The organism is Aquabacterium sp. (genome assembly GCF_044226965.1).
Classification (GTDB): Bacteria; Pseudomonadota; Gammaproteobacteria; order Burkholderiales; family Burkholderiaceae_C; genus Pseudaquabacterium.
Map to the genome: position 1 here is coordinate 1 of NZ_JBGAGA010000049.1, position 25,722 is coordinate 25,722.

Genomic DNA, 25,722 nt, shown 5'->3' on the forward strand with positions numbered 1-25,722 from the left:
ACGAAGCGATTGCCGATGCGGTGGACGAACTCTGGCGCGAAGGCTCGGGCGACATCCTCGTGTTCCTGCCCGGCGAGCGCGAGATCCGCGAGGCGGCCGACCACCTGCGCAAGCACCTCGCGCAGCAGCACCGGGGCGGGCCGCAGCCGGACATCCTGCCGCTGTTCGCGCGGTTGTCGCAGGCCGAGCAGGACCGCGTGTTCGAGGCTGGCAACGGCCGCCGCATCGTGCTGGCCACCAACGTGGCCGAGACCTCGCTGACGGTGCCGGGCATCCGCTACGTCATCGACTCGGGGCTCGCGCGGGTCAAGCGCTACAGCTACCGCAACAAGGTCGAGCAGCTGCAGGTCGAGCCCATCAGCCAGGCCGCGGCCAACCAGCGCGCCGGCCGCTGCGGCCGCGTGGCCAACGGCATCTGCATCCGGCTCTACGACGAGAAGGACTTCGCCGGCCGCACGCCGTTCACCGACCCCGAGATCCTGCGCTCCTCGCTGGCCGGCGTGATCCTGCGCATGAAGAGCCTGCACCTGGGCTCGGTCGAACAGTTCCCCTTCCTCGAGCCGCCCCGCGCGAAGGCGATCGCCGACGGCTACGCGCTGCTCGGCGAGCTGAACGCGGTGGACGACGACAACGAGCTCACGCCGATCGGCCGCGAGCTCGCCAAGCTGCCGCTGGACCCGCGCGTCGGCCGCATGATCCTGGAGGCGCGCGACCGCCACGCGCTGAGCGAGGTGCTGGTGATAGCGTCGGCGATGAGCGTCCAGGATGTGCGCGACCGGCCGATGGAGCAGGCCCAGGCCGCCGACGAGAAGCACAGGAAGTTCGACGACGAGAAGAGCGAGTTCAGCGGCTACCTGAAGCTGTGGCAATGGCTGGAGGACGCGAAGGGTGGCCATGGTGAGCATCGGCTCAGTCACCGCAAGCAGGAGCAGCTGCTGCGCGAGCACTTCGTCAGCCCGCGCCGCGTGCGCGAATGGCGCGACATCCACACCCAGCTGCACACCGTGGTGGCCGAGCATGGCTGGCGGCTGAACGCATCACCAGCCACCTACGAGCAGCTGCACCTGTCGCTGATGGCCGGCTTGCTGGGCAACATCGGCTGCAAGAGCGATGACGAGGAGTGGTACCTCGGCGCGCGCGGCATCAAGTTCTGGCGCCATCCCGGCGCGCACCTGAGCAAGAAGCCCGGCCGCTGGCTGATGGCGGCCGAACTGGTGGAGACCACGCGGCTCTATGGCCGCGGCCTGGCGCAGATCGAGCCGCAATGGATTCCCGGCATCGCCGGTCACCTGCTGAAGACGCAGCTGCTCGACCCGCACTGGGAGAAGAAGGCGGCCGAAGTGGTGGCGCTGGAGCGGGCCACGCTGTACGGCATCGTCGTCTACAGCAACCGGCGCGTGAATTTCGGCAGGCTCGACCCGAAGGCGGCGCGCGAGATGTTCATCCGCGCCGCGCTGGTCGAGGGCGAATGGGACACCAAGCTGCCCTTCCTGGCGCACAACCAGCGCCTGGTGGCGCAGGTGCAGGAACTGGAACACAAGTCGCGCCGGCAGGACGTGCTGGTCGACGACGAGCTGATCTTCGCGTTCTACGACCAGCAGTTGCCGGCCGACGTGTGCTCCGGCGCGAGCCTGGAGCGCTGGTACCGCGCCGAGAGCCAGCGCCAGCCAAAGCTGCTGCACTTGACGCGCGACGAGCTGATGCGGCACGAAGCCGCCGGCATCACCACCGCGGCATTCCCGAAGACCATTCGCCTGGGCGGTGTCGATTGCGCCGCCAGCTACCTGCACGAGCCCGGCGACCCGAAGGACGGCGTGACGGTGACGGTGCCGATCTACGCGCTGAACCAGGTCAGCGAAGAGCGCTGCGAGTGGCTGGTGCCCGGCATGCTGGCGGCCAAAGTGAGCGCCCTGCTGAAGAGCCTGCACCAGAAGCCGCGCGCGCGGCTGGTGCCGCTACCGGAGTACGTGGAGAGCTTTGTCGCGAGCACGCCGTTTGGCCAGGGCGCGCTGATGGAGGTGCTGCTCAAGGCCGTGCGGGAACGAACGCAGCTGCCGGTGCAGCGCAACGACTTCAAGCTCGACATGCTGCAGCCGCACCTGTTCATGAACTTCCGCGTGGTCGACGAGCACGGCCGCCAGCTCGGCATGGGCCGGCACCTGCCGACGCTGAAGGCCGATCTCGGGGGCCAGGCGCGCTCGGCCTTCCAGGCCCTGGCGGCGCTGAAGCTGGCGCCGGCCGCGGCCGCCAGTGCGCCGGCAGCACCGGTGACGCCGGCGGCCGCAGCGGGCAAGGCGCCCACGCGCGTCGGGGCGCCCGAGCAGGCGCCGGCGCCGCCACCGGCCGCCGCACCGCAGTACACCGCCTGGACCTTCGGCGAACTGCCCGAGCTGATGGAGATCCGCAAGGGCGCGCAGTCGCTGGTCGGCTTCCCGGCGCTGATCGACCGGGGCACGCATGTCGAGATCGAAGTCTTCGACGAGCCCGATGCCGCGGCGGCCCGGCACCGCGCCGGCCTGCGCCGCCTGGTGGCCCTGCAGATCAAGGAGCCGCTGAAGTACCTGGAGAAGAACATCCCGGACCTGCAGCGCATGGCCGTGGCCTACATGGCGCTGGGCACGGCCGAGGAACTGCGCCAGCAGGTCGTCGACGTGGCGATCGACCGCGCCTTCCTGGCCGAGCCCATGCCCGCCGATGCCGCGGCCTTTGGCCGGCGCGTCGACGAAGGCCGGGCCCGGCTGAACCTGATTGCGCAGGAAGTCGCGCGCCAGGCCGGCGTGGTGCTGGCCGAATGGGCCCTGGCACAGCGTAAGCTCAAGGACGGCAAGCCCCCGCGTGAGGTGGCAGAGGACATCACGGCCCAGCTGCAAAGGCTGGTGCCGAAGCAGTTCCTGCTGCAGACGCCCTGGGCCCAGCTGCAGCACCTGCCGCGCTACCTGAAGGCCATCACGCTGCGGCTGGACAAGCTGCGCACCGACCCGGCGCGCGATGCCCAGCGCCTGGGCGAGCTGAGGCCCCTGGAGCAGCGCTGGCTGCGCCGCGTGGCTGACCTGCGCGGCACCGCCGACGCCCGAGTGGAGGAGTACCGCTGGCTGCTGGAGGAACTGCGCGTCAGCCTGTTTGCACAGGAATTGCGTACGCCCCAGCCGGTGAGCGTGAAACGCCTGGACAAGGCCTGGCAGCAGCTGAGCAGTTGAGCAGCCGCTGAAACCGGCTTGTTCCTCGCGCCTAGGGTTTCACCGCTGCGCCCGGCGCGGCCGAGTTTCCACAATGCCGCGTCCGGGAAGCGGCCTGGGCGAGGAGAGCATATGCACTACGTCTGGATGGCGATCGTCGGCTTCGTGGTGGGCCTGATCGCCCGCGCAGTCCTGCCGGGCACGCAGAGCCTGGGCCTGATCCTGACCGCGGTGCTGGGCATCGCCGGCTCGTATGTCGCCGGCTTCATCGGCCAGGCGCTGGGCTGGTACTCGGCCGGCCAGGGGGCGGGGTTCATCGGCTCGGTGGTGGGCGCCATCGTGCTGCTGGTGGTCGTCGGCATGCTCAAGCGCGCCGGTGGAGAAAGTGGCGGCAGCTGAGGCATTTGCCGCTGGAATGCGCGCGCCGGGCGCCGGCGCGCCGCGCACTGCAGGTGGCGGGTTCCTAAAATGCGACCCGCTGCAAAGCTGGGGCCTGCGGGCCCTGCTTCGGCGCCACAAGCGTCGTTCGGGAGGCGTTGTTGAAGAGAGTTGTACTGCTCGCAGCGGGATGCTGCATGGTCGCCTGGGCCTCGGCGCAATCCGCCGCTGACAGCACCAGCAACAACAACGCCAATGCCGAGCGCATGGAGCGCGCCAAGCGGGACGCGGCCAATCCGCTGCGCATGATCATCGAAGCCAGCCAGGTCAAGCGTGGCAAGGCCAGCGAGCCAGCGGCGCCTGCGCCCACGCCCAGCCCGGCAGCGACGGCCGCCCCGGCCAGCGCGGCGGTGGCTGCGGCCCGGCCGGCGCCGAGGCCCGCCGCCGCCCGCCCCGAGCCGGCCAGCGCCGAGCCCGCCGCGCCAACCCGCAGTGCCGCCGCGGTGCCGCCGAACACCGGCATCACCGAGCGCGTGCAGCCGCTGCCCAATACTGCGCTGGCGCCGACGCCGGTTCCCGTCGCAGCGGCCAGCGCGGCCGCGTCCAGCCCGGCCCCGCTGACACAGACCGCCGCGGCCCAGCCCGCGGCGATGCCGGCCACGGTGGCCGTCACCGGGGCGATGCCATCGGCGAACGGCAGCGCGGCCACGGGGCCTGTCGGCTCGTCGGTGGCGGCCGCCACGCCGGCCGCGGCCAGCCCGGCGCCCAAACCTGCGGCCGACCCGCAGCTGGCCAGTGCCTCGACCCGCAGCACGCCGACGGCCGCCGCGCGTGCCGCCGAGGTCCCGTTGAAGCTGGCCAAGTATGTCGAGCCTGAGCTGCCGCAACGCCTGCGCAACCGGCTCAAGGCCGCCACCGAGGTCACGGTCACCTTCCGCGTGAACGCCGATGGCAGCGTCAGCGACCCCGACGTGCGCAACAGCAGCAACCACGCGCTCGATCCGATCGTGATCGAAGCGGTGAAGCAGTGGCGCTACGAGCCGATCTCAGAAGCCCGCATCCACGCGGTGCAACTGGTGTTCAACCTGGACAACTAGGCGAACAACTCCAGCGCGCGGTCCATCCCGCCTTCCTCGATCGAGATCATCGCCCGCTCGCGCACCGCGGGCTTGCCGTGGTAGCCGATCGACAGGCCGGCCACCGACATCATCGGCAGGTCGTTCGCCCCGTCGCCGACAGCGATGGCCTGCTCGGTGCCGATGCCCATCAGCTCGCACACCTCCAGCAGCACGCGGCGCTTCTCGGCGCCGTCGCAGATGTCGCCCCAGGGGCGGTCGACCATGCGGCCGGTGAGGGCACCCTGCTCGATCTCCAGCATGTTGGCGCGCGCGAAATCAAGGCCGAGGCGGTGGCGCACGCGTTCGCTGAAGTAGGTGAAGCCGCCGGAGACCAGCAGCGTCTTCAGCCCAGCCGCCTGCAGCGCCCGCACGAAGCGCTCGACGCCGGGGTTCAGCTGCAGCAGGCGGTCGTAGACGGTGGCGAGCGCGCTTTCCGGCACGCCCCGCAGCAGCGCGACGCGGCGGCGCAGGCTCTCCTTGTAGTCGGCAATCTCGCCGCGCATCGCGGCCTCGGTGATGGCGGCCACCTCGGCCTTGCGGCCGGCCGCCGCGGCAATCTCGTCGACGCACTCGATGTTGATCAGCGTCGAGTCCATGTCGAAGGCCACCAGCCGGTAGTCCGACAAGCGCAGCGGTGGCTCGATGCCGCGCACGAACAGGCCGGGCGCGAATTCGACGGCATGCAAGGGTGCGCTCATGGGGGCGTGCACAGGCAATGCACCACCGCCGCGAAGGGATGGCGCTGTTCCATCAGGTCGTTCAACCAGGCCATCTCGCCCTGCAGCTGGCCTTGCAGCTCGCGCATGGGCGCCGGCAGCGCGGCTGCCGGACCCTGCAGCTGCTGCGTCCACTGGGCGATGGCCGGTTGCAGCGCCTGCAGGGCCTGGCTGCCGAACAGGCTGATCAGGCGCGACAGCCGGCCCTGGTCGCGTTCGATGTAGACGCTCCGGTAGCTGCCCTTGGCCAGCTTCGCACGGCCCGCGGCCGCGTCGATGGCGTCGCCGAAGCTGCCGAGCCGGTCGACCAAGCCGCGCTCCTTGGCCTGCGCGCCGGTCCAGACGCGGCCCTGCGCGATCTCGTCGATCTTCTCGGGCGTGCTCTTGCGCGCCTGCGCGACCCGGTTGGTGAAGTCGCTGTAGATGTGGCCCACACTGCCCTGCACCAGCGCCGCGAAGCGCGGGTCCATCGGCTTGCGGATGTCGTAGGCATTGGCCAGCCACGTGGTGGCATAGCCACCGGTGTGCACCGAGAGTTTGGACACCAGCCCGTCGGCGGTGGGGAACATCGCGAACACGCCGATCGAGCCGGTGATCGTCGCCGGGTCGGCGATGACCTCGTCCGACGCCGTCGAGATCCAGTAGCCGCCCGAGGCCGCCACGTCGCCCATCGATACCACCACCGGCTTGCCGGCCGCGCGCGTGAGCTCGAGCTCGCGCCGCACCAGCTCGGAGCCGAACACGCTGCCGCCCGGTGAGCGCACGCGCAACACGATGGCCTTGATCTGCTGGTCCTCGCGCGCCTGCCGGATCAGGTCGGCGGTGGAGCGGCCGCCGATCGCGCCGGGGCCCGCCTCGCCATCGCTGATCGAGCCTTCGGCCACCACGATCCCCACCGCCTGCTGGCCCGGCATGGGCTGCGGCAGGCGGGCCAGGTACTCGTTGAACTGCACCTGGCGGAAGGTCTTGATCGCGGGGTCCTTCGCGCCGCGCGCGATCATCATCGCGCGCAGCTCGTCCTGGGTCTTCAGGCCATCGACCAGCTTCATCTGCAGCGCCAGCTTGCCGGTGTCGCCGCCGGCCTGTTGCAGCAGCGTGGCAACGTTCTCGATGCCCTGGCCCAGGCTGCCCTTGGGCAGCTTGCGCGCGGTTTCCACCGACTCGGTGTAGATCGCCCACAGCGCGTCGTACAGGAAGGCGTCGGACTCCAGCGTCTCCTTGGACGGGGCATTGGCGAAATACGGCTCGCCGAAGTTCTTGTACTTGCCGGCGCGGATGACGTTGGCGCTGACACCGAGCCGGTCGAAGGCTTCGCGGTAGTAGTTGCGCAGGTTGCCATAACCTTCCAGGTACACGGCCCCCATCGGGTGCATGTACACCTCGTCGGCCTGGGCTGCGACGAAGTACTGGCGCTGGTTGTAGCCCGCACCCCAGGCCACGACCTTCTTGCCGCCGCTGGCCTGCTTGAAGCGCTGCAACGCGGCATTGAACTCACGCAGGTTCGGCAGCCCGCCGCCGGCGAAATCGTCCAGCACCAGCAGCACGCTGCTGACCTGGGGGTCGGTGGCCGCGGCGTCCAGCACGCGCAGCACATCGCGCAGCTGGACCTGCGCATCGGGCTCGCCGCGCACCTGCTTCAGCGCCCGCTCGCGCGCGCTGCCGGCGTACTGCTCCACCAGCGGGCCGGCCAGCCGCAGCACCAGCACGGTCTTGTCCTGCAGCTTGGGCGCGCCGCTGCGCAGCCAGCCGACCAGCAGCACGCCGACGATCAACAGGAACAGCAGGTTCAGCACCAGCCGCCGGCTGCCGTCCACCAGCCACCACAGCGCGCCGAAGCTGCGCCGCAGCCAGCCGCGGCGCTTGGGCGGTTTGTCGGGCGGCGGGGTGGATGCGGGGCCCATGGCCACCTGGAATTCTTGGGTATCGGACATCAGGGTCTCCGTGCAGGCCGGTTCAAGCCCGCTCAAGCCTTCAGGGCCTGCGGCTGGCCCAGCTGCCGCAGCACGTCGCGGATGAACTGGGCACGGTCTTTCGGGTCGGCGATCTCGCGCTCGATGCGCAGCTTGTCGTTGCCGGCGAGCTTGATGTGGCGGTGCTTCTGCACCAATTCAATGATGCGCATCGCATCGATCGGCGGATTGGGCCGGAACGTGATGGACATCAGCTTCGGATTCGCGTCGATCTTCAGCACGCCATACGGCTTGGCCAGCACGCGCAGCCGGTGCGTGTCGAACAGGGTCTGGCCCTGCGGCGGCAGCTTGCCGAAGCGGTCGGTGATCTCCTCGAGCATCGTCTCCAGCTGCTCGGGCTTGCTGGCGGTGGCCAGGCGCTTGTACAGGTTCAGGCGCGTGTGCACGTCGCCGCAGTAGGCGTCGGGCAGCAGCGCCGGTGCATGCAGGTTGATCTCGGTCGTGCCGCCGAACACGCCGGTGGGCGACAGCAGGTCGGGCTCGCGGCCGGCCTTCAGTGCGCTGACGGCTTCGCTGAGCATGTCGTTGTACATCTGGAAGCCGACTTCCTGCATGTTGCCGCTCTGGTGCTCGCCCAGCACCTCGCCGACTCCGCGGATCTCCAGGTCGTGCATCGCCAGGTAGAAGCCCGAGCCGAGCTCTTCCATGCTCTGGATCGCGTCCAGCCGCATCTGTGCCTGCTTGCTCAGCGTCTCGGTGTCGGGCACCAGCAGGTAGGCATAGGCCTGGTGGTGGCTGCGGCCGACACGGCCGCGCAACTGGTGCAGCTGCGCCAGGCCGAACTTGTCGGCACGGCTGATGACGATGGTGTTGGCGCTCGGCACGTCGATGCCGGTCTCGATGATGGTCGAGCACAGCAGCACGTTGTAGCGCTGCGCGATGAAGTCGCGCATCACCGCCTCGAGCTCTCGCTCGGGCATCTGGCCGTGGGCCACCCCGATGCGTGCCTCGGGCAGCAGCTCGGCCAGGCGGTTGCGGCGCGGCTCGATGGTCTCGACCTCGTTGTGCAGGAAGTAGACCTGGCCGCCGCGCTTCAGCTCGCGCAGCACGGCCTCGCGGATCACGCTGTTGCCTTCGTTGCGCACGAAGGTCTTGATCGCCAGGCGGCGCTGCGGCGCGGTGGCGATGACCGACAGGTCGCGCAGGCCCTCGAGCGCCATGCCCAGCGTGCGCGGGATCGGCGTGGCGGTGAGCGTGAGCACATCGACCTCGGCGCGCATGGCCTTGATCGCTTCCTTGTGGCGCACGCCGAAGCGGTGTTCCTCGTCGATGATCAGCAGGCCCAGCCGCTTGTACTTCACGTCCGCGCTCAGCAGCTTGTGGGTGCCGACGACGATGTCCACCGTGCCGTTCTCCAGGCCTTCGAGCGCGGCCTTCACCTCCTTGGGAGAGCGGAAGCGGGAGAGCTCGGCCACCTTCACCGGCCACTTGCCGAAGCGGTCGACCAGCGTCTGGTAATGCTGCTCGGCCAGCAGCGTGGTGGGGGCCAGCAGCGCCACCTGCTTGCCGCCATGCACCGCTACGAAGGCGGCGCGCAGGGCGACCTCGGTCTTGCCGAAACCGACGTCGCCGCAGACCAGCCGGTCCATCGGCTTCGGGCTGACCAGGTCCTGAATGACGGCATGGATGGCCGCGCGCTGGTCGGGGGTCTCTTCAAAGCCAAAGCTGGCGGCGAAGGCCTCGTAATCGTGCGGCGTGAAGCGGTGCGCATGGCCTTCGCGTGCGGCGCGGCGGGCGTACAGGTTCAGCAGTTCGGCGGCGGTGTCGCGCACCTGCTCGGCGGCCTTGCGCTTGGCCTTGTCCCACGCGCCGGAGCCCAGCTTGTGCAGCGGCGCTTCATCGGGGCTGACACCGGTGTAGCGGCTGATCAGGTGCAGCTGCGCCACCGGCACGTACAGCGTGGCCTTGTCGGCGTACTCCAGGTGCAGGAACTCCGAAGCACCGTCGCCGAGGTCGATGTTGATCAGGCCCTGGTAGCGGCCGATGCCGTGGTTGGCATGCACCACCGGGTCGCCGATCTTCAGTTCGGACAGGTCCTTGATCAGCGCGTCGACGCTGGACACCTGCTCCTGCTTGCGCCGGCGCCGCGCCTGCGGCGTGCTGGCGAAAAGCTCGGTCTCGGTGATGAACTGGATCGCGCGTTGCTCTTCGGGTTCGTGCCAGAAGAAGCCCGCGGCCAACGGCGCGGCGGTGATCGCGACCTTCTCGTCGCTGGCTTCAAACTCGGCCAGCGTGCCGACACTGGGCGGATCGATCTTGTGGTCGCGCAGCAGCTCCAGCAGGCTCTCGCGCCGGCCTTCGCTTTCGGCGACGATCAGCACGCGGTGCGCCGTGGTGTCGAGGTGCTTGCCCAGCAGCTGCAGCGGCTCGGTGGCGCCGCGGTCCACCGCGATGTCGGGCAAGGGTCGGGCCCAGTCGACCGGTTCGCTACCGCGCAAAGAGAGCGTGGCCAGCGTGTTGGCGTTGGCAAAGAATTCGTCGCTGCGCTGGAAGATCTCCTCCGGCGGCAGGATCGGCCGGTCGGGGTCGGCGCTGAGGAAGCGATGCCGCTCGCGCGTGTCGCTCCAGAACTGCTCCAGCGCTGCATCGACCTCGCCGTGCAGCACCAGCATTGATTGGCTGCCGATGTAGTCGAAGATCGTCGCGGTCTGCGCGAAGAACAGCGGCAGGTAGTATTCGATGCCGGCGGTGGCGATGCCCTGCGCGATGTCCTTGTAGATGCGGCTCTTGGTCGGGTCGCCGTCGAGCTTCTCGCGCCAGCGTTGGCGGAAGGTGGTGCGCGCCGCCTCGTCCATCGGGAACTCTCGGCCGGGCAAGAGCCTGACCTCGGGCACCGGGTACAGGCTGCGTTGCGTGTCGGGGTCGAAGGTGCGGATCGAGTCGACCTCGTTGTCGAACAGGTCGACGCGGTAGGGCACCTGCGAGCCCATCGGGTACAGGTCGATCAGGCCGCCGCGCACCGCGTATTCGCCAGGCGAGACGACCTGGCTGACGTGGTTGTAGCCGGCCAGCGTCAGCTGCGCGCGCAGCGAAGCCTCGTCCAGCTTGGCCTTCTGCTTGAACTGGAAGGTGGTGCCGGCCAGGAAACTGGGCGGGGCCAGTCGCGTCAACGCGGTGGTGGCGGGCAGCAGCACCACGTCCGCCTCGCGCTGGTGGATGCGCCACAAGGTGGCCAGGCGCTCGGAGATCAGGTCCTGGTGCGGTGAGAAGGTGTCGTAGGGCAGCGTCTCCCAGTCCGGGAAGATCGTCGTGCGCAGGCCGGGCGCGAAGAAGGGCAGTTCGTCGGCCAGCCGCTGTGCATCGGCCGGCTCGGCGGTGACGATGGCCAGCAGGCGCTTCTCGGCCACGCAGTCCTGCGCGATGCGGGCCAGCAGCAGGGCGTCGGCCGAGCCGATCGGGCGGGGCAGGGTGTAGCGCTTTCCGGGCGCGATGGCAGGACGTCGCATGGCGGGTCAAAAGCACAACGCCCCGTGCGACAGGCAACGGGGCGGCTGCTGAGGCCGGATTCTAGAATCCCGCGCATGCCCTCATATGCCATCGGCGTTGCGCCGCGTTGCTTTGCGCTGGTGCCCTGTGCCGGTGTCGGCCTGCGGGCCGGGGCAGGGGGGCCGAAGCAGTACGCCCTGCTCGGCGGCCGCCCGCTGGTGGCGCACACGCTGGCCGCGTTGGCGGGTGTGAGCGAACTGAGCGCGACCCTGGTGGTGCTGGCGCCCGAGGACACGCAGTTCGAAGCCGCGGTGCCTGGCTTCGGCAGCGCCGACAGCCAATGGACAGCCCGCATCGGCGGCGAGACGCGCGCGCAGACGGTGGCCAACGGTCTCGACGAACTGCTGGCCCGCGGCGCACAGCCGCACGACTGGGTGCTGGTGCACGATGCCGCCCGCTGCCTGCTGCGCCCGGCCTGGGTGCGGCGCCTGATCGAGGCCTGCGCCGACGATGAAGTGGGCGGCCTGCTGGCGCTGCCGCTGGCCGACACGCTGAAGCAGGCGCGCCTGGGCCGCAGTGCCGCCACGCTGGACCGCAGCGACAAGTGGGCCGCGCAGACACCGCAGATGTTCCGCCTGGGCCTGCTGCGCCCCGCGCTGGCCGCGGGCGGCAGCGGCATCACCGACGAGGCCAGTGCGGTCGAGGCCTTGGGCCATGCCCCGAAGCTGGTGCCTGGCGAGGCCGAGAACTTCAAGATCACCTGGCCGGGCGACTTCGCGCTGGCCGAGCGGCTGCTGGCCAGCCGCGACGAGGAGGCGATGCGATGAGCGAGTCGACGATGCCGGGCTTCATGATGCGGGTCGGCGAAGGCTGGGACACGCACGCGCTGGTGACGGGCAGGCCGCTCATCCTGGGTGGTATCACGATTCCCCACACGCACGGGTTGCTCGGCCATTCGGACGCCGATGCGCTGCTGCACGCGATCATCGACGCATTGTTTGGCGCCGCCGCGCTGGGCGACATCGGCCGCCATTTCCCGGACACCGATCCGGCCTTCCGCGGCGCCGATTCCGGCGCCCTGCTGGCCGAGGCCGCGCGCCGGGTGCGCGAGGCCGGGTGGTCGATCGGCAATGTGGACAGCACCATCGTCGCGCAGGCGCCGAAGATGGCGCCGCACATCGGGGCGATGTGCGAGCGCATTGCGCAGTTGCTCGGGCTGGAGCGCTCGGCCGTCAACGTCAAGGCCAAGACGGCCGAGCGCATGGGGCCGGTCGGCGAGGGCCGCGCGATCGAGACGCGGGCCGTGTGCCTGCTGTGGCGCGCCGCAGGCGGCTGAAGCCCAGCCCTCAGCCGGTCGGTGCCCGCTTCAGGCGGATGTGCAGCATCAGCCCGCCGTCCTGGGCATTGGCCACCTCCACCGAGCCGCCCATGCGCTGCATCGCCTTCTCGACGATGGCCAGGCCCAGGCCGGCGCCGGTGGCCGCGGTGCGCGCCGCGTCGCCTCGGAAGAAGGGCGTCGTCAGCTGCGAAAGCTTCTCGGGCGCGACGCCGGGCCCGCGGTCGCGCACCGTGACGATGATCCACGGCCCCGAGCGCACGTAGCTCACCGTGACCACCGCGATGCCGGTGTCGGTGGTGCGGCCATAGCGGCGCGCGTTCTCGAACAGGTTCTGGAACACGCGGCCGAGTTCGATGTCGTCGGCCATCACCACCAGGTCGATCGCCACCTTCGAAGTGATCTGGATCTCCGAGGGGTCGCGGAAGGCCGCCGCCTCCTTGTCGATCAGCTGCGACAGGTGCACCGGTCGCAGATGGGTTTCGCCCGGCCGCGCATAGTCCATGAACTTGTCGATGATGGCATCGAGCTGGTCGATGTCGGACGCCATGTTGCGTCGCGCTTCCTCGTCGCTGACGCTCATTTCGGCTTCCAGGCGCAGTCGCGCCAGCGGCGTGCGCAGGTCGTGGCTGATGCCGGCCAGCATCACCGCACGGTCTTCCTCCACCTTGGCCAGCTCGCGCGCCATGCGGTTGAAGCCCATGTTGACCTCGCGGATCTCGCTGGTGAGCGTGTTCTCGTCGAGGCGGGAGTCGTACTCGCCGCCGCGGATGCGGCTGGCCGCGAAGGACAGGTCGCGCAAGGGCCGGTTGATCGCGCGGGCGATCGCCACCGAGCCGATCACCGTGGCCAGCACCGCGATGCCGACCCACACCACCCAGGTGTCGCGCGTCAGCGGGTGGATGCGCGCCGCTTCGGCCTGCAGCCACCAGGGGTCGCTCTCGATCGAGAAGCCGACCCAAAGCCCTGGCACGCCGTTGACGCTGCGCGCGACGATGGTGTCCGGCCCCAGGCGCGAGCGGATCTCCCCGCCCACCTTGCGGGTGAAACGGTCTTCTTCGAACGGTTCCCACTTGTCGCCCGGCTCGCGCGGTGCCACGCGGATCGCCTCGCTCGCCTTCATCGCCTTGACCAGCGCGACGCGGTTGATGCGGTCGGCGTAGCGCAGGCCTTCGCGCGACAGGTTCACCAGGCTGGCGATCTGCTGCGCCGCGAGCACCACGCGCGGCTCGGATTCCAGCGCGCGCAGGGTCTGCACCCACGCGAAGATGCCGCCGCCCAGCAGCAATGCCAGGAGGAAGAAGGTTCGCCAGAAGAGACTGAGGCCGACTTTCTTGCGCGACATGCAGCGCCCGTCAGGCCGTGCCGTCCGGCACGAACACGTAGCCGACGCCCCATACCGTCTGGATGTAGCGCGGCTGCGAAGGGTCGGGCTCGATCATCTTGCGCAGGCGCGAGACCTGCACGTCCAGGCTGCGGTCGAAGGGCTCGAACTCGCGGCCGCGCGCCAACTGCGCCAGCTTGTCGCGCGACAGCGGCTGGCGCGGGTGGCGCACCAGCGCCTTCAGCATCGAGAACTCGCCAGTGGTCAGCGCGATCTGCTCGCCGCTCTTGGTCAGCCGGCGCAGCGAGAGGTCGAACTCGAACGGGCCGAAGGTGACGACCTGGGCTTCCTTGGAGGGCGCCCCGGGGGCTTCCGGCGCCGGCCGGCGGCGCAACACCGCATGGATGCGGGCCAGCAGTTCGCGCGGGTTGAAGGGCTTGGGCAGGTAGTCGTCGGCGCCGACTTCCAGGCCGACGATGCGGTCGACGTCCTCGACCTTGGCGGTCAGCATGATGATCGGCGTGGTGTCGTTGGCCGCGCGCAGGCGGCGGCAGATCGACAGGCCGTCTTCGCCCGGCAGCATCAGGTCGAGCACGATCAGGTCGATGGTCTCGCGCGTCATCAGCCGGTTCAGCGCTTTCGCGTCCTCCGCCAGCAGCACCTCGAAGCCTTCCTGCGTCAGGTAGCGGCGCAGCAGGTCGCGGATGCGGGCATCGTCATCGACGACGACGATGCGGTCGGCGCGGTTGTTGGCGGGCGCATTCATGCAGAACTCCGAATTTGTAACAGAGGCATGGTACGGGGGTTTTCGCGGGGGTCCGGGGGTGTCCAGACCCTCTGTTACAACTCTTGCGGCTCCGCAGGTTTGCGTCAAGTGGGGTCTACAGCCCTTGAAGAGCGGCCCGTACCATCGCGGGTCATCGACCTTCGACGAGTTGCCCATGCGCCGCTTCGCTCTACCTGTCGTCCTTCCTGTCGCCAGCCTGTTTCTGGCCGCCGGGCCCGCCCTGGGTCAGGTACTGCCGCCGCCGCAGAACGTGCTGAGCCTGGCGGCCGAATCGACCGTCGAGGTGCCGCAGGACCTGCTGATGATCACGCTGTCGATCACCCGCGAGGGCAGCGACGCGGCCGCCGTGCAGGCGCAGCTGAAGCAGGTGCTGGACGCGGCGCTGGCCGAGGCGCGCAAGGCGGTCCGGCCGGGGCAGCTGGAAGCGCGCACGGGTCAGTTCTCGCTGTACCCGCGCTATGCGCCCAAGGGCGGCATCAACGGCTGGCAAGGCAGTGCGGAACTGGTGCTGGAGGGCCGCGACATGCCGGCCATCAGCCAGCTCGCCGGCCGCATCAACAGCATGGCGGTGGCGCGCGTCGGCTACGGCCTGTCGCGCGAGGTGCGCGAGAAGGTCGAGGCCGATGTCGCGGCGCAGGCGATCCAGCGCTTCAAGGCGCGCGCCGAAGACTACGCACGCCACTTCGGTTTTGCCGGCTACAGCCTGCGCGAGGTCACGGTCGGCCAGGCTGAAGCGACGCCGCCGCCGCAACAGCCCGCATTCCGCCGCGCGACGATGGCCGCTGCTGTGAGCGACGAAGCCGTGCCGGTTCAGCCCGGCAAGGCCAGCGTGACCGTCACGGTCAACGGCAGCATCCAGATGAGCCCGCGGTAGGTCTTACTGCGCGACCCATCCGCCGTCGACGTTCCAGGCCACGCCGCGGATGTTGTCGCCGGCGGGCGAGCACATGAACAGGGCCAGCTCGGCCAACTGCTCCGGCGTCGTGAACTGCAGCGAGGGCTGCTTTTCGGCCAGAAGGTCCTTCTGCGCCTGTTCCTTGCTTATGTTGGCCTGCGCGGCACGGGCATCGATCTGCTTCTGCACCAGCGGCGTCAGCACCCAGCCCGGGCAGATGGCGTTGTGCGTGATGCCGGTGGTGGCGCATTCGAGCGCTGCCGTCTTGGTGAAGCCGACGATGCCGTGCTTGGCCGCGACGTAGGCCGACTTCTGCGCCGAGGCCACCAGACCGTGCACCGAGGCCACGTTGATGACGCGGCCCCAGTTGCGCTGCTTCATGCCCGGCAGCGCAAGGCGCGTGGTGTGGAAGGCCGAGCTGAGGTTGATGGCGATGATCGCGTCCCAGCGCTCGACCGGGAAGTCCTCGATGTTCGCCACATGCTGGATGCCGGCGTTGTTGACCAGGATGTCCAGCGTGCCGAACTCGGCTTCGCAGGCCCGCACCATCGCTTCGATCTCGGCCGGCTTGCTCATGTCGGCGCCGTGGTACGACACCTTGCCGCCATGGCGGGCGACCTCGGCCTTCGCGCTCTCGACTTCGCCGAAGCCATTGAGCATCACGTTCGCGCCCGCCTTGGCCAGCGCCACGGCCAGGCCCAGGCCAATGCCGCTGGTCGAGCCGGTGACCAATGCGGTTTTTCCAGTGAGCATCAGAGAATCTCCATCGAGTTGCTGCGATGATTATCGGCAAGGAGCCTGAACCGTGACTGAACCCCGCTTGAAGCAAGTGCAGTGCCTCGACAGCCTGGGCCTGCATCGCATGGCGTACTGGGAGTGGGGCGATCCGGCCAACCGCCGCGTGGTGGTCTGCGTGCACGGCCTGTCGCGGCAAGGCCGCGATTTCGACGCGCTGGCGCGCGAGCTCTGCGGAACCTATCGCGTGGTGTGCCCCGACGTCGTCGGCCGCGGCCAGTCGGACTGGCTCCAGGACCCCGCCGGCTATGCGATTCCCGCCTACGTGGCCGACATGGTGACCCTGCTGGCGCGGCTGGACGTCGACGCGGTGGACTGGGTCGGCACCTCGATGGGCGGGCTGATCGGTCTGGGCCTGGCCGCGCTGCCGGGATCGCCGCTGCGCAGGCTGGTGCTGAACGACGTCGGTCCGGCGATCCAGTTCGCGGCGCTGCAGCGCATTGGCGGCTACCTGGGCCAGCCGGCCCACTGGGCCACGCTGGAAGAGGCTGCCGATGCGCTGTGGGCCATCTCGAAGAGCTTCGGCCCGCACACCCGCGAACAGTGGCTGGCGATGACGCGGCCGCAGCTCAAGCCCGACGGGGCTGGCTTCAAGCCCCACTACGACCCGGCGATTGCCGTGCCCTTCCGCATGGTCACGCCCGAGCTGGCCGCGGCCGGCGAGGCGATGCTGTGGCAGGCCTACGATCGGCTCCAGCTGCCGACCCTGCTGCTGCGCGGTGCCGATTCCGACCTGCTGTCGCACGACACGGCGCAGGCCATGACGCAGCGTGGCCCGCGCGCACGCCTGGTCGAGTTTGCCGGCGTGGGCCACGCCCCCACGCTGCAGCAGGACGACCAGCTGCAGGTGGTGCGCGACTTCCTGCTGGCCGCATGAAGAGCGGCGCCATCACGGCGCCGCAGGGGCCCGCAGCGATTGTTCAACTGTCGGGCGCCGAGCTGGCGGCCCCCGACAGCAGCCAGGCGGCCGAGGCCGACGACAACGGCCGCTCGGCGCTGGCGCGCGCCCGCGCGTTCGCCGAGCCCCTGCTGGCCGGCCAGCGCCTGGACACCGGCGAGGACGCGCTGGCCCATGCCGACGGCGTGGCGGCCATCCTGCAGGGCATCGGCGCCGCGCCGTCGATGCGCGCGGCGGCCTACCTGGTCTATGCCGGCGACTATCTTCAGCGACCCGAGGAGATGGTGGCCAAGGCCTTCGGCGAGAGCTACGCCAGCCTGGTGGTGCACACCCGCAAGCTGGTGCAGATCCAGCGCGCCGCGCGCGAGGCCCAGGCCGGGCACGAGCAGCATGCGCACCAGACCGAGCGCGTGCGCAAGATGCTGCTGGCCTTCTCGCGCGACCTGCGCGTGGTGCTGCTGCGCCTGGCCTCGCGGCTGCAAACGCTGCGCTGGTACGCCAGTTCGCGCCATGCCTGCCCTGCCGCGCTGGCGCTGGAGACGCAGCAGGTCTTCGCGCCGCTGGCCAACCGGCTGGGGATCTGGCAGATCAAGTGGGAGCTCGAGGACCTGGCCTTCCGATTCCTGCAGCCCGAAACCTACCGGCAGGTGGCGCAGCAGCTGGCGCAGACACGGGTGGAGCGCGAGCGCAGCGTCGAGCATGTGCGGCGCCAGCTGGTCGAGGCGCTGGCCGCGGTCGGCCTGAAGGCCGAGGTGCAGGGCCGACCCAAGCACCTGTACAGCATCTGGAAGAAGATGCAGGGCAAGGCCCTGAGCATCGAGCAGATCTTCGATGCGCGTGCTTTGCGCGTTATCGTCGCCGACGTGCCGGCCTGCTATGCGGCGCTGTCGCGGGTGCACGAGCTGTTCCACCCGGTGCCGGGCGAGTACGACGACTACATCGCGCGGCCCAAGGCCAACGGCTACCAGTCGCTGCACACCGTGGTGCTGGGCGACGACCACCGGCCGGTGGAAGTGCAGATCCGCACCCAGGCGATGCACGAGCATGCCGAGCATGGCGTGGCCGCGCACTGGGCCTACAAGGAGGCCGGCACCAAGGGCTATGCCGGCGTCAGCGCCGCGGGCGATTTCGAGGAACGCGTGGCCGAGGCGCGCAAGGCCGTGCTGCGCCAGCTGCTGGCCTGGGAACGCGACTACGCCGGCCAGGCCGCCCAGGGCGGCGCCGGTGCGCAGGCCGGCAGCGAAGCGGCCTTCGACGACCGCATCTACGTGTTCACGCCGCAGGCCACCGTGATCGAGCTGACCGCGGGTGCCACGCCGGTCGACTTCGCCTATGCGCTGCACACCGACCTGGGCCACCGCTGCCGCGGCGCGCGGGTCGACGGCGTGATGGTGCCGCTGAACACGCCGCTGGCCAATGGCCAGACCGTCGAGGTCATCGCCACCAAGGAGGGCGGGCCCTCGCTGGACTGGCTCAATGCCGAGCTCGGCTACATCAAGGGCCAGCGCGCGCGTGCCAAGGTGCGCGCCTGGTTCAACGCGCAGGCCTTGAGCGCCACGGTGGCCCGCGGCCGCGAGCTGGTGGAGAAGCTGCTGCAGCGCGAGGGCCGTACCGCGCTGAAGCTGGACGACCTGGCTGCGCAGCTTGGCTTCAAGGGCGCCGAAGCCTTGTTCGAGGTGGTGGGCAAGGACGAGTATTCGCTGCGCCACATCGAGAACCTGCTGCGCCCGAGCGAGCCGCCGGCCCCCGAGGCCGAGGGCATCGCGCTGAAGCGGGCGCGCGGCGGCGGCGAGGGCGGCGTGCTGGTGGTCGGCGTCGAATCGCTGCTGACCCAATTGGCGCGCTGCTGCCGTCCGGCGCCGCCGGATGCGATCTGCGGCTACGTCACCCGTGGCAAGGGCGTGGCCATCCATCGCAGCAATTGCAGCAACTTCCGCCACATGGCCGAGCAGCAGCCGGACCGGGTGATCCCGGTGGCCTGGGGCGATGCACCGAAGGACCGCGATGCCGCCTACCCGGTGGACGTGGTGGTGGAAGCCGCCGATCGGCCGGGTCTCTTGCGGGACATCTCCGAGGCTTTCAGCAAGGACAAGCTCAACGTCATCGGCGTGCACACGCAGACGGTGAAGGACGTCGGTGGCGGCACGGCGTTCATGACCTTCACGGTGGAGGTGACCGACGCCAACCGCCTGGCCGCGGTGCTGCGCGTGCTGGCCCAGGTGCCCGGCGTGCGGCGCGCGCGGCGCCGCTGAGCATGCCGCGATCGCGAGCCTCGAAAAAATGATGCTATAGTGCAAGGCTTCGCAGGCGCGTAGCTCAGCTGGTTAGAGCACCACCTTGACATGGTGGGGGTCGTTGGTTCGAGTCCAATCGCGCCTACCAATTTCGGTAGTTTGTTCGAGGGCTTGGCGGTTTCGCCAAGCCCTTTGTCTTTGGCCGAACGGAGTGCCCGCTGCCATGCGCCCGCCGGCTCCCCTTGACGGCATGACCGCCCGGCCCGCGCTGCCGCGTGCGATCTGGGTGCAGGGCTTCGTCAGCATGCTGATGGACATCTCGTCGGAGCGGATCCACCGCCTGCTGCCTCTGTTGCTGGTCGGCTCGCTGGGCGTGAGCCTGCGGGTGGTCGGACTCGTCGAGGGCGTGGCCGAGTCGACCGCGCTGGTTGCCAAGTTCTTTTCGGGCAACTTGAGCGACCATTTTCGGCACCGCAAGTGGCTGGCGCTGGCCGGCTACGCGCTGGGCGCGCTCACCAAGCCCGCCTTTGCGCTGGCCCAGGCGGCCGGGCTGGTCGTCGCGGTCCGCTTCTTCGACCGCGTCGGCAAGGGCATTCGCGGTGCCCCGCGCGATGCGCTGGTGGTCGACCTGGTGGGCGCCGAGCAGCGCGGGGCCGCCTAGGGGCTGCGCCAGTCGCTGGACACGGCCGAGGCCTTCACCGGCCCGCTGCTGGCCGGTGCGCTGCGGGGGCAGGGGCGGTCGTACCGGGTGTGGCGGGCAGCTTCGTGCCGTGGGTGATGGTGGCGATGAACCTGGTCTACGTCCTCGGCGCCCATCCGTTCGGCAGGCCGGCCGATGCGACGAGCCATGGCACGCTGCTCGCCGGCGGCCTGGTGGTGCTGGTGGCGGCCGATCTGATACTGCCCTGCGCCTCGGGCTGGCCGCTGCTGCCGGTCGGTGTCGCGCTGTGGGGCCCGCCGATGGGCATGACGCAAGGCCCGCTCGCGGCGATGGTGGCCGATGCGGCGCCGACAGACCTGCGCGGTACTGCGTTCGGCGGGTTCAACCTCGTCAGCGGCCTGGCCGGTGCCGGATTCGCCCTCAGCGCACTGGCGGCGCTGGTCGCGACGACTGCGCGCCGGCGCGTGGCAGGTCGGCGCCGAGCCTGCCGGCCACCAGCGGCACCGCATCCCGCAGCCGGAACTGCAGCGTCGGGACGCCGGGCACCTGGTCCAGCGTCGCCTGGTAGGCCGCCGGCGCCGCGCCCGGCATCGGCAGCAGCACCCGGGGCAGGCGCAGGCTGCCCAGGCTGGGGTCGAAGGTGGCCGTGGTATCGGAGTCTCCCAGCGCGGGCAGGGCGCCGGTGAGCTCGAAGGTGTAGCGCGCGGCGTCGGTCAATTGCAGTACCGCCGTGTAGCGGCCGCTGCCGGGGACGTCGACCGCCGGCAGGCACAGTTGCGTGCCGAGCAGCGTGGGCCGCCCGTAGCAGCCCGCGATCGGCCCCTGGTCGTGCAGGTCGGCGAAGGCGTCCGTTGCGGGCCAGCTGCTGGTGGCCAGGTAGGCCCGGACCAGGGCCTGGTCGAGCTCGTCCACCATCGTGGTGTCGTCCAGTGCCCCGAGGTTCAGCAAGGCGGCCCAGATCGTGCCGTCGGCGGCGATGACGAGCACGGCGCCCATGCCCGGCGCGTCACCCACGGCGCGCCGGTGCACGCCGCCGACGATGTTCCAGCCCAGGCCATACCACTCGGTAGCCCCGGCCGGCGCGAAGGCCGGCTTGCGCATCATCTCCGCCAGCGCGGGCGCACCCAGCAGGTCGCTGCGTCCGGGGGCGCCGTCCAGCGCCGCGCCGAACGCGACGAGATCGATCGCCGAGCCGACCCAGCCGCCGGCCGCGGCGCCGAGTTCGAGCGTGAACCCGCCGTACGGCGCCGGCACCGGCCCCGGCAGGCTGGAGAAGGCCGAAGGCACCAGCGGCGAGCCGGCCGGCATGTGGTAGACCACCTCTCCCGCCAGGCGGCCCTGCGGCAGCGAGGCACCGAGCCGAATGCGTGTCGTCCCGCTGGCCAGCAGCATCGTGCGCACCGCGTCCTCGTAGCGCTGGCCGGTCGCCTTGGCCAGGACCTCGCCCAACAGCACATAGTCCACATTGGTCTCGCCCTCGCGCGTGCCGGGATCGAACTGCAGGGGCTGCTTCAGCAGCCAGCGCACCAGCGTGTCCGCGTCGGGCGGTGAATCGACACCCATCTCGCGCACCACCTGCTGGGGCTGGAACGCCGGGTCGGCGCCCTCGCCGTTGTCCCAGCCGCCGCTGTGCTGCAGCAGGTGGCGGACGGTGATGCGGTTCAGCCGCGGGTCGGCCGGCGTGCCCCGGGCCAGGTAGGGGAACACCGCGGTGTCCAGTGACAACAGTCCGCGCTCGACGAGCTGCATCACCGCGGTGGCCGTGATCGGCTTGGTCAGGCTGGCGATGCGGAACAGCGCGTCGGGCTGGACCAGCTCGCCCGTCGACCGGTCGGCCACGCCGTAGCCGCGCGCGAACACCAACCGGCCCTGGCGCACGACCGCCAGCGACGCACCCGGCACCTGCCAGCGCTGCATGAATGCGTTCATCTCGGTGTCGAAGGCGGCCAGCTGCGGCACCGCGGTGCCGGTGGCCGCGCCGACGGGTTCCAGGGCCAGCACCATCGCGCACAGCGCCACCGCGAACAGCCTGCTTGTCTTCATGACGGCGACTCTAGGCACGCGGCCGGGCGGGGTCGTGCGCAGGCTCAACCGGACCTGCGGTGGGCGCAGCTGGCGCGCTGCGCGTTTGTTTTGTGTATTTGTACCCGGCTGCGCGCGGTGCCCGTTCAAGACGGGCCTGCCGGCGCCCGAAACAGGGGCCTGTTGCACGCGGATGGTCCGCGCTGCACGCCTTTCGGGAATGAGCAGTACATGATTCAGCAGTTGTCGTTCAAGCGGAAGATCGGCGCGCTCGTCGGCGTGGCGATCGCCGGCGTGCTGGTGTTGACCGCGGTGGTGGCCAGCCAGGTGCAATCGCGTGCGGTGGAGCGCCGCAAGTCCGAACTGGTGGCGCTGGTGCAGGTGGCCCACAGCACGGTCGAGGCGTATCGCAAGGCGGCGGAGTCCGGCGCCATGCCGGTCGAACAGGCCCAGCAGGCTGCCGCACTGGCGTTGAAGGGCGCGCGCTTCGCGGGACCCGATGGCAAGCCGAACTACTTCTACATCTGGTCCCTGGACGGCAAGGGCGTGATGCACCCGATCAAGCCCGAATGGGCCGGGCAGGACATGCTCGGCAAGGTCAAGGACGGCCGTGGCAACGACGTGCTGACGGCCATCATCGGCGGTGCCAAGGCCAGTGCCGACGGCTGGGCCTTCGTCGACACCTTCTTCCCGCGCCCGGGCAGTGAAGAGCCGGTGGCCAAGCTGCAGTACGTGGGCACCGTGCCCGGCTGGAATTGGCTGGTCGGCTCGGGCCTGTACATGGACGACGTCGGTGCCGAGGTGCGCAAGGCCCTGCTGCTGGTGCTGGCGGTCAGCGGCAGCCTGCTGGTCGTGATCGGGCTGATCGGCCGCGCCGTCGCCCGCAGCGTGCTGCGCCAGATCGGCGGCGACCCCGCCGAGGCCGGCGCCGCGATGGCCCAGGTGGCCGACGGCAACCTGGCGGTACGCCTGGGGCCAGCAGCACCGGGCAGCCTGATGGCCGGCCTGGCGGCGATGATCGAGTCGCTGCGCGACACCATCGCGCAGGTGCGCCAGGCCACGGACAGCATCGCCACTGCGTCGGGCCAGATCGCCGCCGGCAACCACGACCTGTCCAGCCGCACCGAGCAGACTGCGTCGAACCTGCAGCAGACGGCCGCCTCGATGGAAGAGCTGACCGGCACCGTGAACCAGACCACCGATGCCGCGCGCAAGGCCGACCAGATGGCCGGCTCAGCGTCGCAGGCCGCCGGGCAGGGCGGCCAGGTGGTGGAGCAGGTTGTCGCGACCATGGGCGAGATCAACCAGAGCTCCAAGCAGATTGCCGACATCATCGGTGTGATCGACGGCATCGCGTTCCAGACCAACATCCTGGCGCTGAACGCTGCGGTGGAAGCCGCGCGCGCCGGTGAGCAGGGCCGCGGCTTCGCGGTGGTGGCCGGCGAGGTGCGCAACCTGGCCCAGCGCTCGGCGCAGGCGGCCAAGGAGATCAAGAGCCTGATCAGCGCCTCGGTCGAGCGCGTGGAATCGGGTACCCAGCTGGTCAGCCAGGCCGGTTCGACGATGCAGGACATCGTGGCCAGCGTGCAGCGCGTCAGCACGATCATCGGCGAGATCAGTCATGCCGCCGGCGAGCAGAGCGAGGGCATCGGCCAGGTCAACGTGGCGGTCACCGAGCTCGACCGCATGACGCAGCAGAACGCCGCGCTGGTGGAAGAGTCCGCCGCCGCGGCCGAGAGCCTGCGCGACCAGGCCCATCGCTTGGCCGGCGTGGTTCAGCGCTTCCGCATCGAGGCCTGAAACCTCAGCCCGGCTCGCGCGCCCAGCCGCGCGGCCGCTGCGCCTGGCCGGCGCGGCGATCGGCGCGCAGCTCGCGCAGCACTTCGCCATTCAGGCGCTCGGCCTCGGCGGTCAGCCGGGTCAGTGCCTCGTCCAGTGCGTGACTCAGCGGCTCGTCCAGCACCGCCATCACGCGGCGGTTGATCGCGGCGATCTGCGGGAACAGCTCGTCATACAGGCCTTGGCCCGCGGGCGTGAGCGACAGCCGTTGCCGGCCGGCATGGCCGGGCTCGGCGCAGCGCTGCACCAGCTGCTTGGCTTCCAGCGCCTGCACGCCGCGGGTGGCGCGTGGCCGGTCCAGGTGGCCCAGCGCGGCCAGGCCCGAGGGCGAGAGTTCGCCGTGCATCGCCAGCAGTGCCAGCAGCCGCCATTCGCGCCGCGAGATGCCGTAGCGCCCCTCCAGCAGCCGGATCACCGGCGCGCCGCTCACCGCATACAGGCGCAGCAGGCGGTAGTTCAGCAGCTGGTCGATGTGCTGGGGCGATCGCAGGCTCAGGGTCATCGCGGGGGCGGATTGTTTTGAACAACCGTCGTGTGGCGTCTTAGATTACCTGCATCGCCGCTGCCCCGAGTCCGCGACCCGTGAATGTGCTGTTCATCATGGCCGACCAGCTGCGCTGGGACCACCTCGGCTGCACCGGCCACCCCTGGCTGAAGACGCCGCACATCGATGCCCTGGCGCGCCGCGGCGTGCGTTTTGCCAATGCCTTCGTCAACAGCGGCGTGTGCGGCCCCAGCCGCATGAGCTACTACACCGGCCGCTACCCCATCACCCACGGCGCCACCTGGAACCGCGTGCCGCTGTCGGTGGGCGAACTCACGCTGGGCGAGATGCTGCGCGGCGCCGGCCTGTCGCTGGCCCTGGCCGGCAAGAGCCACGTGATGCCCGACCACGAGGGCCTGCAGCGCCTGCGGCTCGAAGGCGGCAGCGAGCTCGCCACGCTGCTCGCGCGCGGCGGCTTCGAAGAGATCGACCGCTACGACGGCCACCACACACCGGGCGCCGAAACGGGCTACCCGGCCTTCCTGCGCGCCCGGGGCTACGACAGCGCCGACCCCTGGAGCGACTACGTCATCAGCGGCCTCGACGCGCAGGGCCGGCCGGCGAGCGGCTGGCACATGCGCCACGTGCACCTGCCCGCGCGCGTGCGCGAGGAGCATTCCGAGACCGCCTACATGACCGACCAGGCCATCGCCTACACGCGGCGCATGGCCGGCCGGCCCTGGGTGCTGCACCTGAGCTACGTGAAGCCGCACTGGCCCTACATGGCGCCGGCGCCCTATCACGCGATGTACACGGCCGACGAATGCCTGCCGGTGGTTCGCAGCGCGCGCGAGCTGGACAACCAGCATCCCGTGCTGGCCGCCTATCGCCAGCAGGAAGAGTGCCTCAGCTTCCAGCAGGACGACTGCATCCGCACCGTGCGCCCGGCCTACCAGGGCCTGATCAGCCAGCTCGACCACCACCTGGGCCGGCTGTTCGAGCACCTGGACGCGACCGGCCAGCTCGCCGACACGCTGGTGATCTTCACCGCCGACCATGGCGATTTCCTCGGCGACCACTGGCTGGGCGAGAAGGAACTGTTCTACGACACGGTGCAGAAGGTGCCGTTCATCGTCGCCGACCCGCGGCCACAGGCCGATGCCACGCGCGGCACCGTGGAACAGCGCTTCGTCGAATCGGTGGACCTGGTGCCGACGGTGCTGGACGCGCTGGGCATCGCCGCGCCGACGCAGTGGATCGAGGGCCGCAGCCTGATGCCGCTGCTGCGCGGCGAGACAGCGACGGACTGGCGCGCGTTCACCTACAGCGAACTCGACTACAGCTACCGCCAGGCGCGGCAGATCCTGGGCAAGCACGTGCAGCAATGCCGCGCCTTCAGCCTGCGCACCGAGCGCTGGCGCTACGTGCACTGGCTGGACGAGCCCGACCAGCTGTTCGACCTGCAGGCCGACCCGCAGCAGTTCGAGGACCTGGGCCGCGAGGCCGGCACCGCCGCGCTGCGGGCCGGGCTGCGAGAGCAGCTGCTCGACTTCCTGGCGCGGCGCAAGCACCGGCGCACCGTCAGCGACGCGGCAGTGGAGAAGGGCACGGCGGCGCACAAGCGCGCCGGCGTCTACTTCGGACAATGGTGATAGCGATTGAA

18 protein-coding genes, 1 tRNA gene and 1 pseudogene are annotated in these 25,722 nt (G+C 70.2%); 12 read left to right on the forward strand and 8 right to left on the reverse strand.

Going from position 1 to position 25,722, the window contains the following annotated elements; all coding sequences use genetic code 11:
* The 3 genes from hrpA to ACILR4_RS19690 form a co-directional block, all read left to right on the forward strand.
* The coding region (hrpA, locus tag ACILR4_RS19680) for an ATP-dependent RNA helicase HrpA (RefSeq protein WP_395702572.1) at positions 1 to 3,197 on the forward strand (3,197 nt) is incomplete at its 5' end.
* Between the two features lie 111 nt (positions 3,198 to 3,308).
* Positions 3,309 to 3,575: a GlsB/YeaQ/YmgE family stress response membrane protein gene (locus tag ACILR4_RS19685; protein WP_395702573.1), complete on the forward strand. Its 267-nt coding sequence runs from the start codon at positions 3,309 to 3,311 to the stop codon at positions 3,573 to 3,575.
* A gap of 176 nt (positions 3,576 to 3,751) precedes the next feature.
* On the forward strand, positions 3,752 to 4,651 hold the full coding sequence (locus tag ACILR4_RS19690) for a TonB family protein (protein WP_395702574.1): 900 nt from the start codon (positions 3,752 to 3,754) through the stop codon (positions 4,649 to 4,651).
* Here the strand turns inward: ACILR4_RS19690 and serB are convergent.
* The 3 genes from serB to mfd are packed head-to-tail and all read right to left on the reverse strand — an operon-like array spanning position 4,648 to position 10,804.
* Positions 4,648 to 5,370: a phosphoserine phosphatase SerB gene (gene serB / locus ACILR4_RS19695; RefSeq protein WP_395702575.1), complete on the reverse strand. Its 723-nt coding sequence runs from the start codon at positions 5,368 to 5,370 to the stop codon at positions 4,648 to 4,650. The genes ACILR4_RS19690 and serB overlap by 4 nt on opposite strands.
* Complete coding sequence (gene sppA, locus ACILR4_RS19700; RefSeq protein WP_395702576.1) at positions 5,367 to 7,319, reverse strand: signal peptide peptidase SppA; 1,953 nt, start codon at positions 7,317 to 7,319, stop codon at positions 5,367 to 5,369. The genes serB and sppA overlap by 4 nt, the downstream gene beginning before the upstream one ends.
* Before the next feature lie 32 nt (positions 7,320 to 7,351).
* Positions 7,352 to 10,804: a transcription-repair coupling factor gene (mfd, locus tag ACILR4_RS19705; protein WP_395702577.1), complete on the reverse strand. Its 3,453-nt coding sequence runs from the start codon at positions 10,802 to 10,804 to the stop codon at positions 7,352 to 7,354.
* Between the two features lie 75 nt (positions 10,805 to 10,879).
* Between mfd and ispD the strand changes: the two genes are divergently transcribed.
* Both ispD and ispF read left to right on the forward strand, forming a co-directional pair.
* Positions 10,880 to 11,611, forward strand: coding sequence for a 2-C-methyl-D-erythritol 4-phosphate cytidylyltransferase (gene ispD / locus ACILR4_RS19710; RefSeq protein ID WP_395702578.1), 732 nt, complete (start codon positions 10,880 to 10,882; stop codon positions 11,609 to 11,611).
* Positions 11,608 to 12,120 carry a 2-C-methyl-D-erythritol 2,4-cyclodiphosphate synthase gene (gene ispF, locus ACILR4_RS19715; protein ID WP_395702579.1) on the forward strand — a complete coding sequence of 171 codons (513 nt, stop codon included), beginning with the start codon at positions 11,608 to 11,610 and terminating at the stop codon, positions 12,118 to 12,120. Before ispD ends, ispF begins: the two co-directional genes overlap by 4 nt.
* 10 nt (positions 12,121 to 12,130) lie before the next feature.
* Here ispF and ACILR4_RS19720 read toward each other — a convergent pair whose 3' ends face one another.
* Together ACILR4_RS19720 and ompR are read right to left on the reverse strand one after the other, a co-directional pair.
* Positions 12,131 to 13,465, reverse strand: coding sequence for an ATP-binding protein (locus ACILR4_RS19720; RefSeq protein ID WP_395702580.1), 1,335 nt, complete (start codon positions 13,463 to 13,465; stop codon positions 12,131 to 12,133).
* A gap of 10 nt (positions 13,466 to 13,475) precedes the next feature.
* Positions 13,476 to 14,210, reverse strand: coding sequence for a two-component system response regulator OmpR (ompR, locus tag ACILR4_RS19725; RefSeq protein WP_395702581.1), 735 nt, complete (start codon positions 14,208 to 14,210; stop codon positions 13,476 to 13,478).
* Between the two features lie 175 nt (positions 14,211 to 14,385).
* On the opposite strand from ompR, the gene ACILR4_RS19730 reads away from it, so the two are divergent.
* Positions 14,386 to 15,105 carry an SIMPL domain-containing protein gene (locus ACILR4_RS19730; protein ID WP_395702582.1) on the forward strand — a complete coding sequence of 240 codons (720 nt, stop codon included), beginning with the start codon at positions 14,386 to 14,388 and terminating at the stop codon, positions 15,103 to 15,105.
* 3 nt (positions 15,106 to 15,108) lie between these two features.
* Here ACILR4_RS19730 and ACILR4_RS19735 read toward each other — a convergent pair whose 3' ends face one another.
* Positions 15,109 to 15,879 (reverse strand): 3-hydroxybutyrate dehydrogenase, encoded by a 771-nt coding sequence (locus ACILR4_RS19735; RefSeq protein ID WP_395702583.1) that lies wholly within the window; start codon positions 15,877 to 15,879, stop codon positions 15,109 to 15,111.
* A 52-nt stretch (positions 15,880 to 15,931) separates the two neighbouring features.
* Between ACILR4_RS19735 and ACILR4_RS19740 the strand changes: the two genes are divergently transcribed.
* From ACILR4_RS19740 to ACILR4_RS19755, 4 genes and pseudogenes are all read left to right on the forward strand, one after another.
* Complete coding sequence (locus tag ACILR4_RS19740; protein ID WP_395702584.1) at positions 15,932 to 16,798, forward strand: alpha/beta fold hydrolase; 867 nt, start codon at positions 15,932 to 15,934, stop codon at positions 16,796 to 16,798.
* Positions 16,795 to 19,071: a RelA/SpoT family protein gene (locus ACILR4_RS19745; RefSeq protein WP_395702585.1), complete on the forward strand. Its 2,277-nt coding sequence runs from the start codon at positions 16,795 to 16,797 to the stop codon at positions 19,069 to 19,071. Before ACILR4_RS19740 ends, ACILR4_RS19745 begins: the two co-directional genes overlap by 4 nt.
* 53 nt (positions 19,072 to 19,124) lie before the next feature.
* Positions 19,125 to 19,201: transfer RNA gene (locus ACILR4_RS19750), tRNA-Val, on the forward strand.
* Positions 19,202 to 19,303: 102 nt separating this feature from the next.
* Positions 19,304 to 20,118, forward strand: a pseudogene (locus tag ACILR4_RS19755) (MFS transporter); the annotation flags it as partial.
* Between the two features lie 16 nt (positions 20,119 to 20,134).
* On the opposite strand, the gene ACILR4_RS19760 reads toward ACILR4_RS19755, so the two are convergent.
* A complete protein-coding gene (locus ACILR4_RS19760; protein WP_395702586.1) occupies positions 20,135 to 21,757 on the reverse strand; it encodes a serine hydrolase domain-containing protein in 1,623 nt (540 codons plus the stop codon).
* Between the two features lie 210 nt (positions 21,758 to 21,967).
* Between ACILR4_RS19760 and ACILR4_RS19765 the strand changes: the two genes are divergently transcribed.
* Positions 21,968 to 23,536: a methyl-accepting chemotaxis protein gene (locus ACILR4_RS19765; RefSeq protein ID WP_395702587.1), complete on the forward strand. Its 1,569-nt coding sequence runs from the start codon at positions 21,968 to 21,970 to the stop codon at positions 23,534 to 23,536.
* 4 nt (positions 23,537 to 23,540) lie between these two features.
* On the opposite strand, the gene ACILR4_RS19770 is transcribed toward ACILR4_RS19765, so the two are convergent.
* The gene (locus ACILR4_RS19770; protein WP_395702588.1) at positions 23,541 to 24,077 is read right to left on the reverse strand and encodes a MarR family winged helix-turn-helix transcriptional regulator; all 537 of its coding nucleotides are present in this window, start codon (positions 24,075 to 24,077) and stop codon (positions 23,541 to 23,543) included.
* Between the two features lie 80 nt (positions 24,078 to 24,157).
* On the opposite strand from ACILR4_RS19770, the gene ACILR4_RS19775 reads away from it, so the two are divergent.
* Positions 24,158 to 25,711, forward strand: coding sequence for a sulfatase-like hydrolase/transferase (locus ACILR4_RS19775; protein ID WP_395702589.1), 1,554 nt, complete (start codon positions 24,158 to 24,160; stop codon positions 25,709 to 25,711).
* The last annotated feature ends 11 nt before the right edge of the window (positions 25,712 to 25,722 follow it).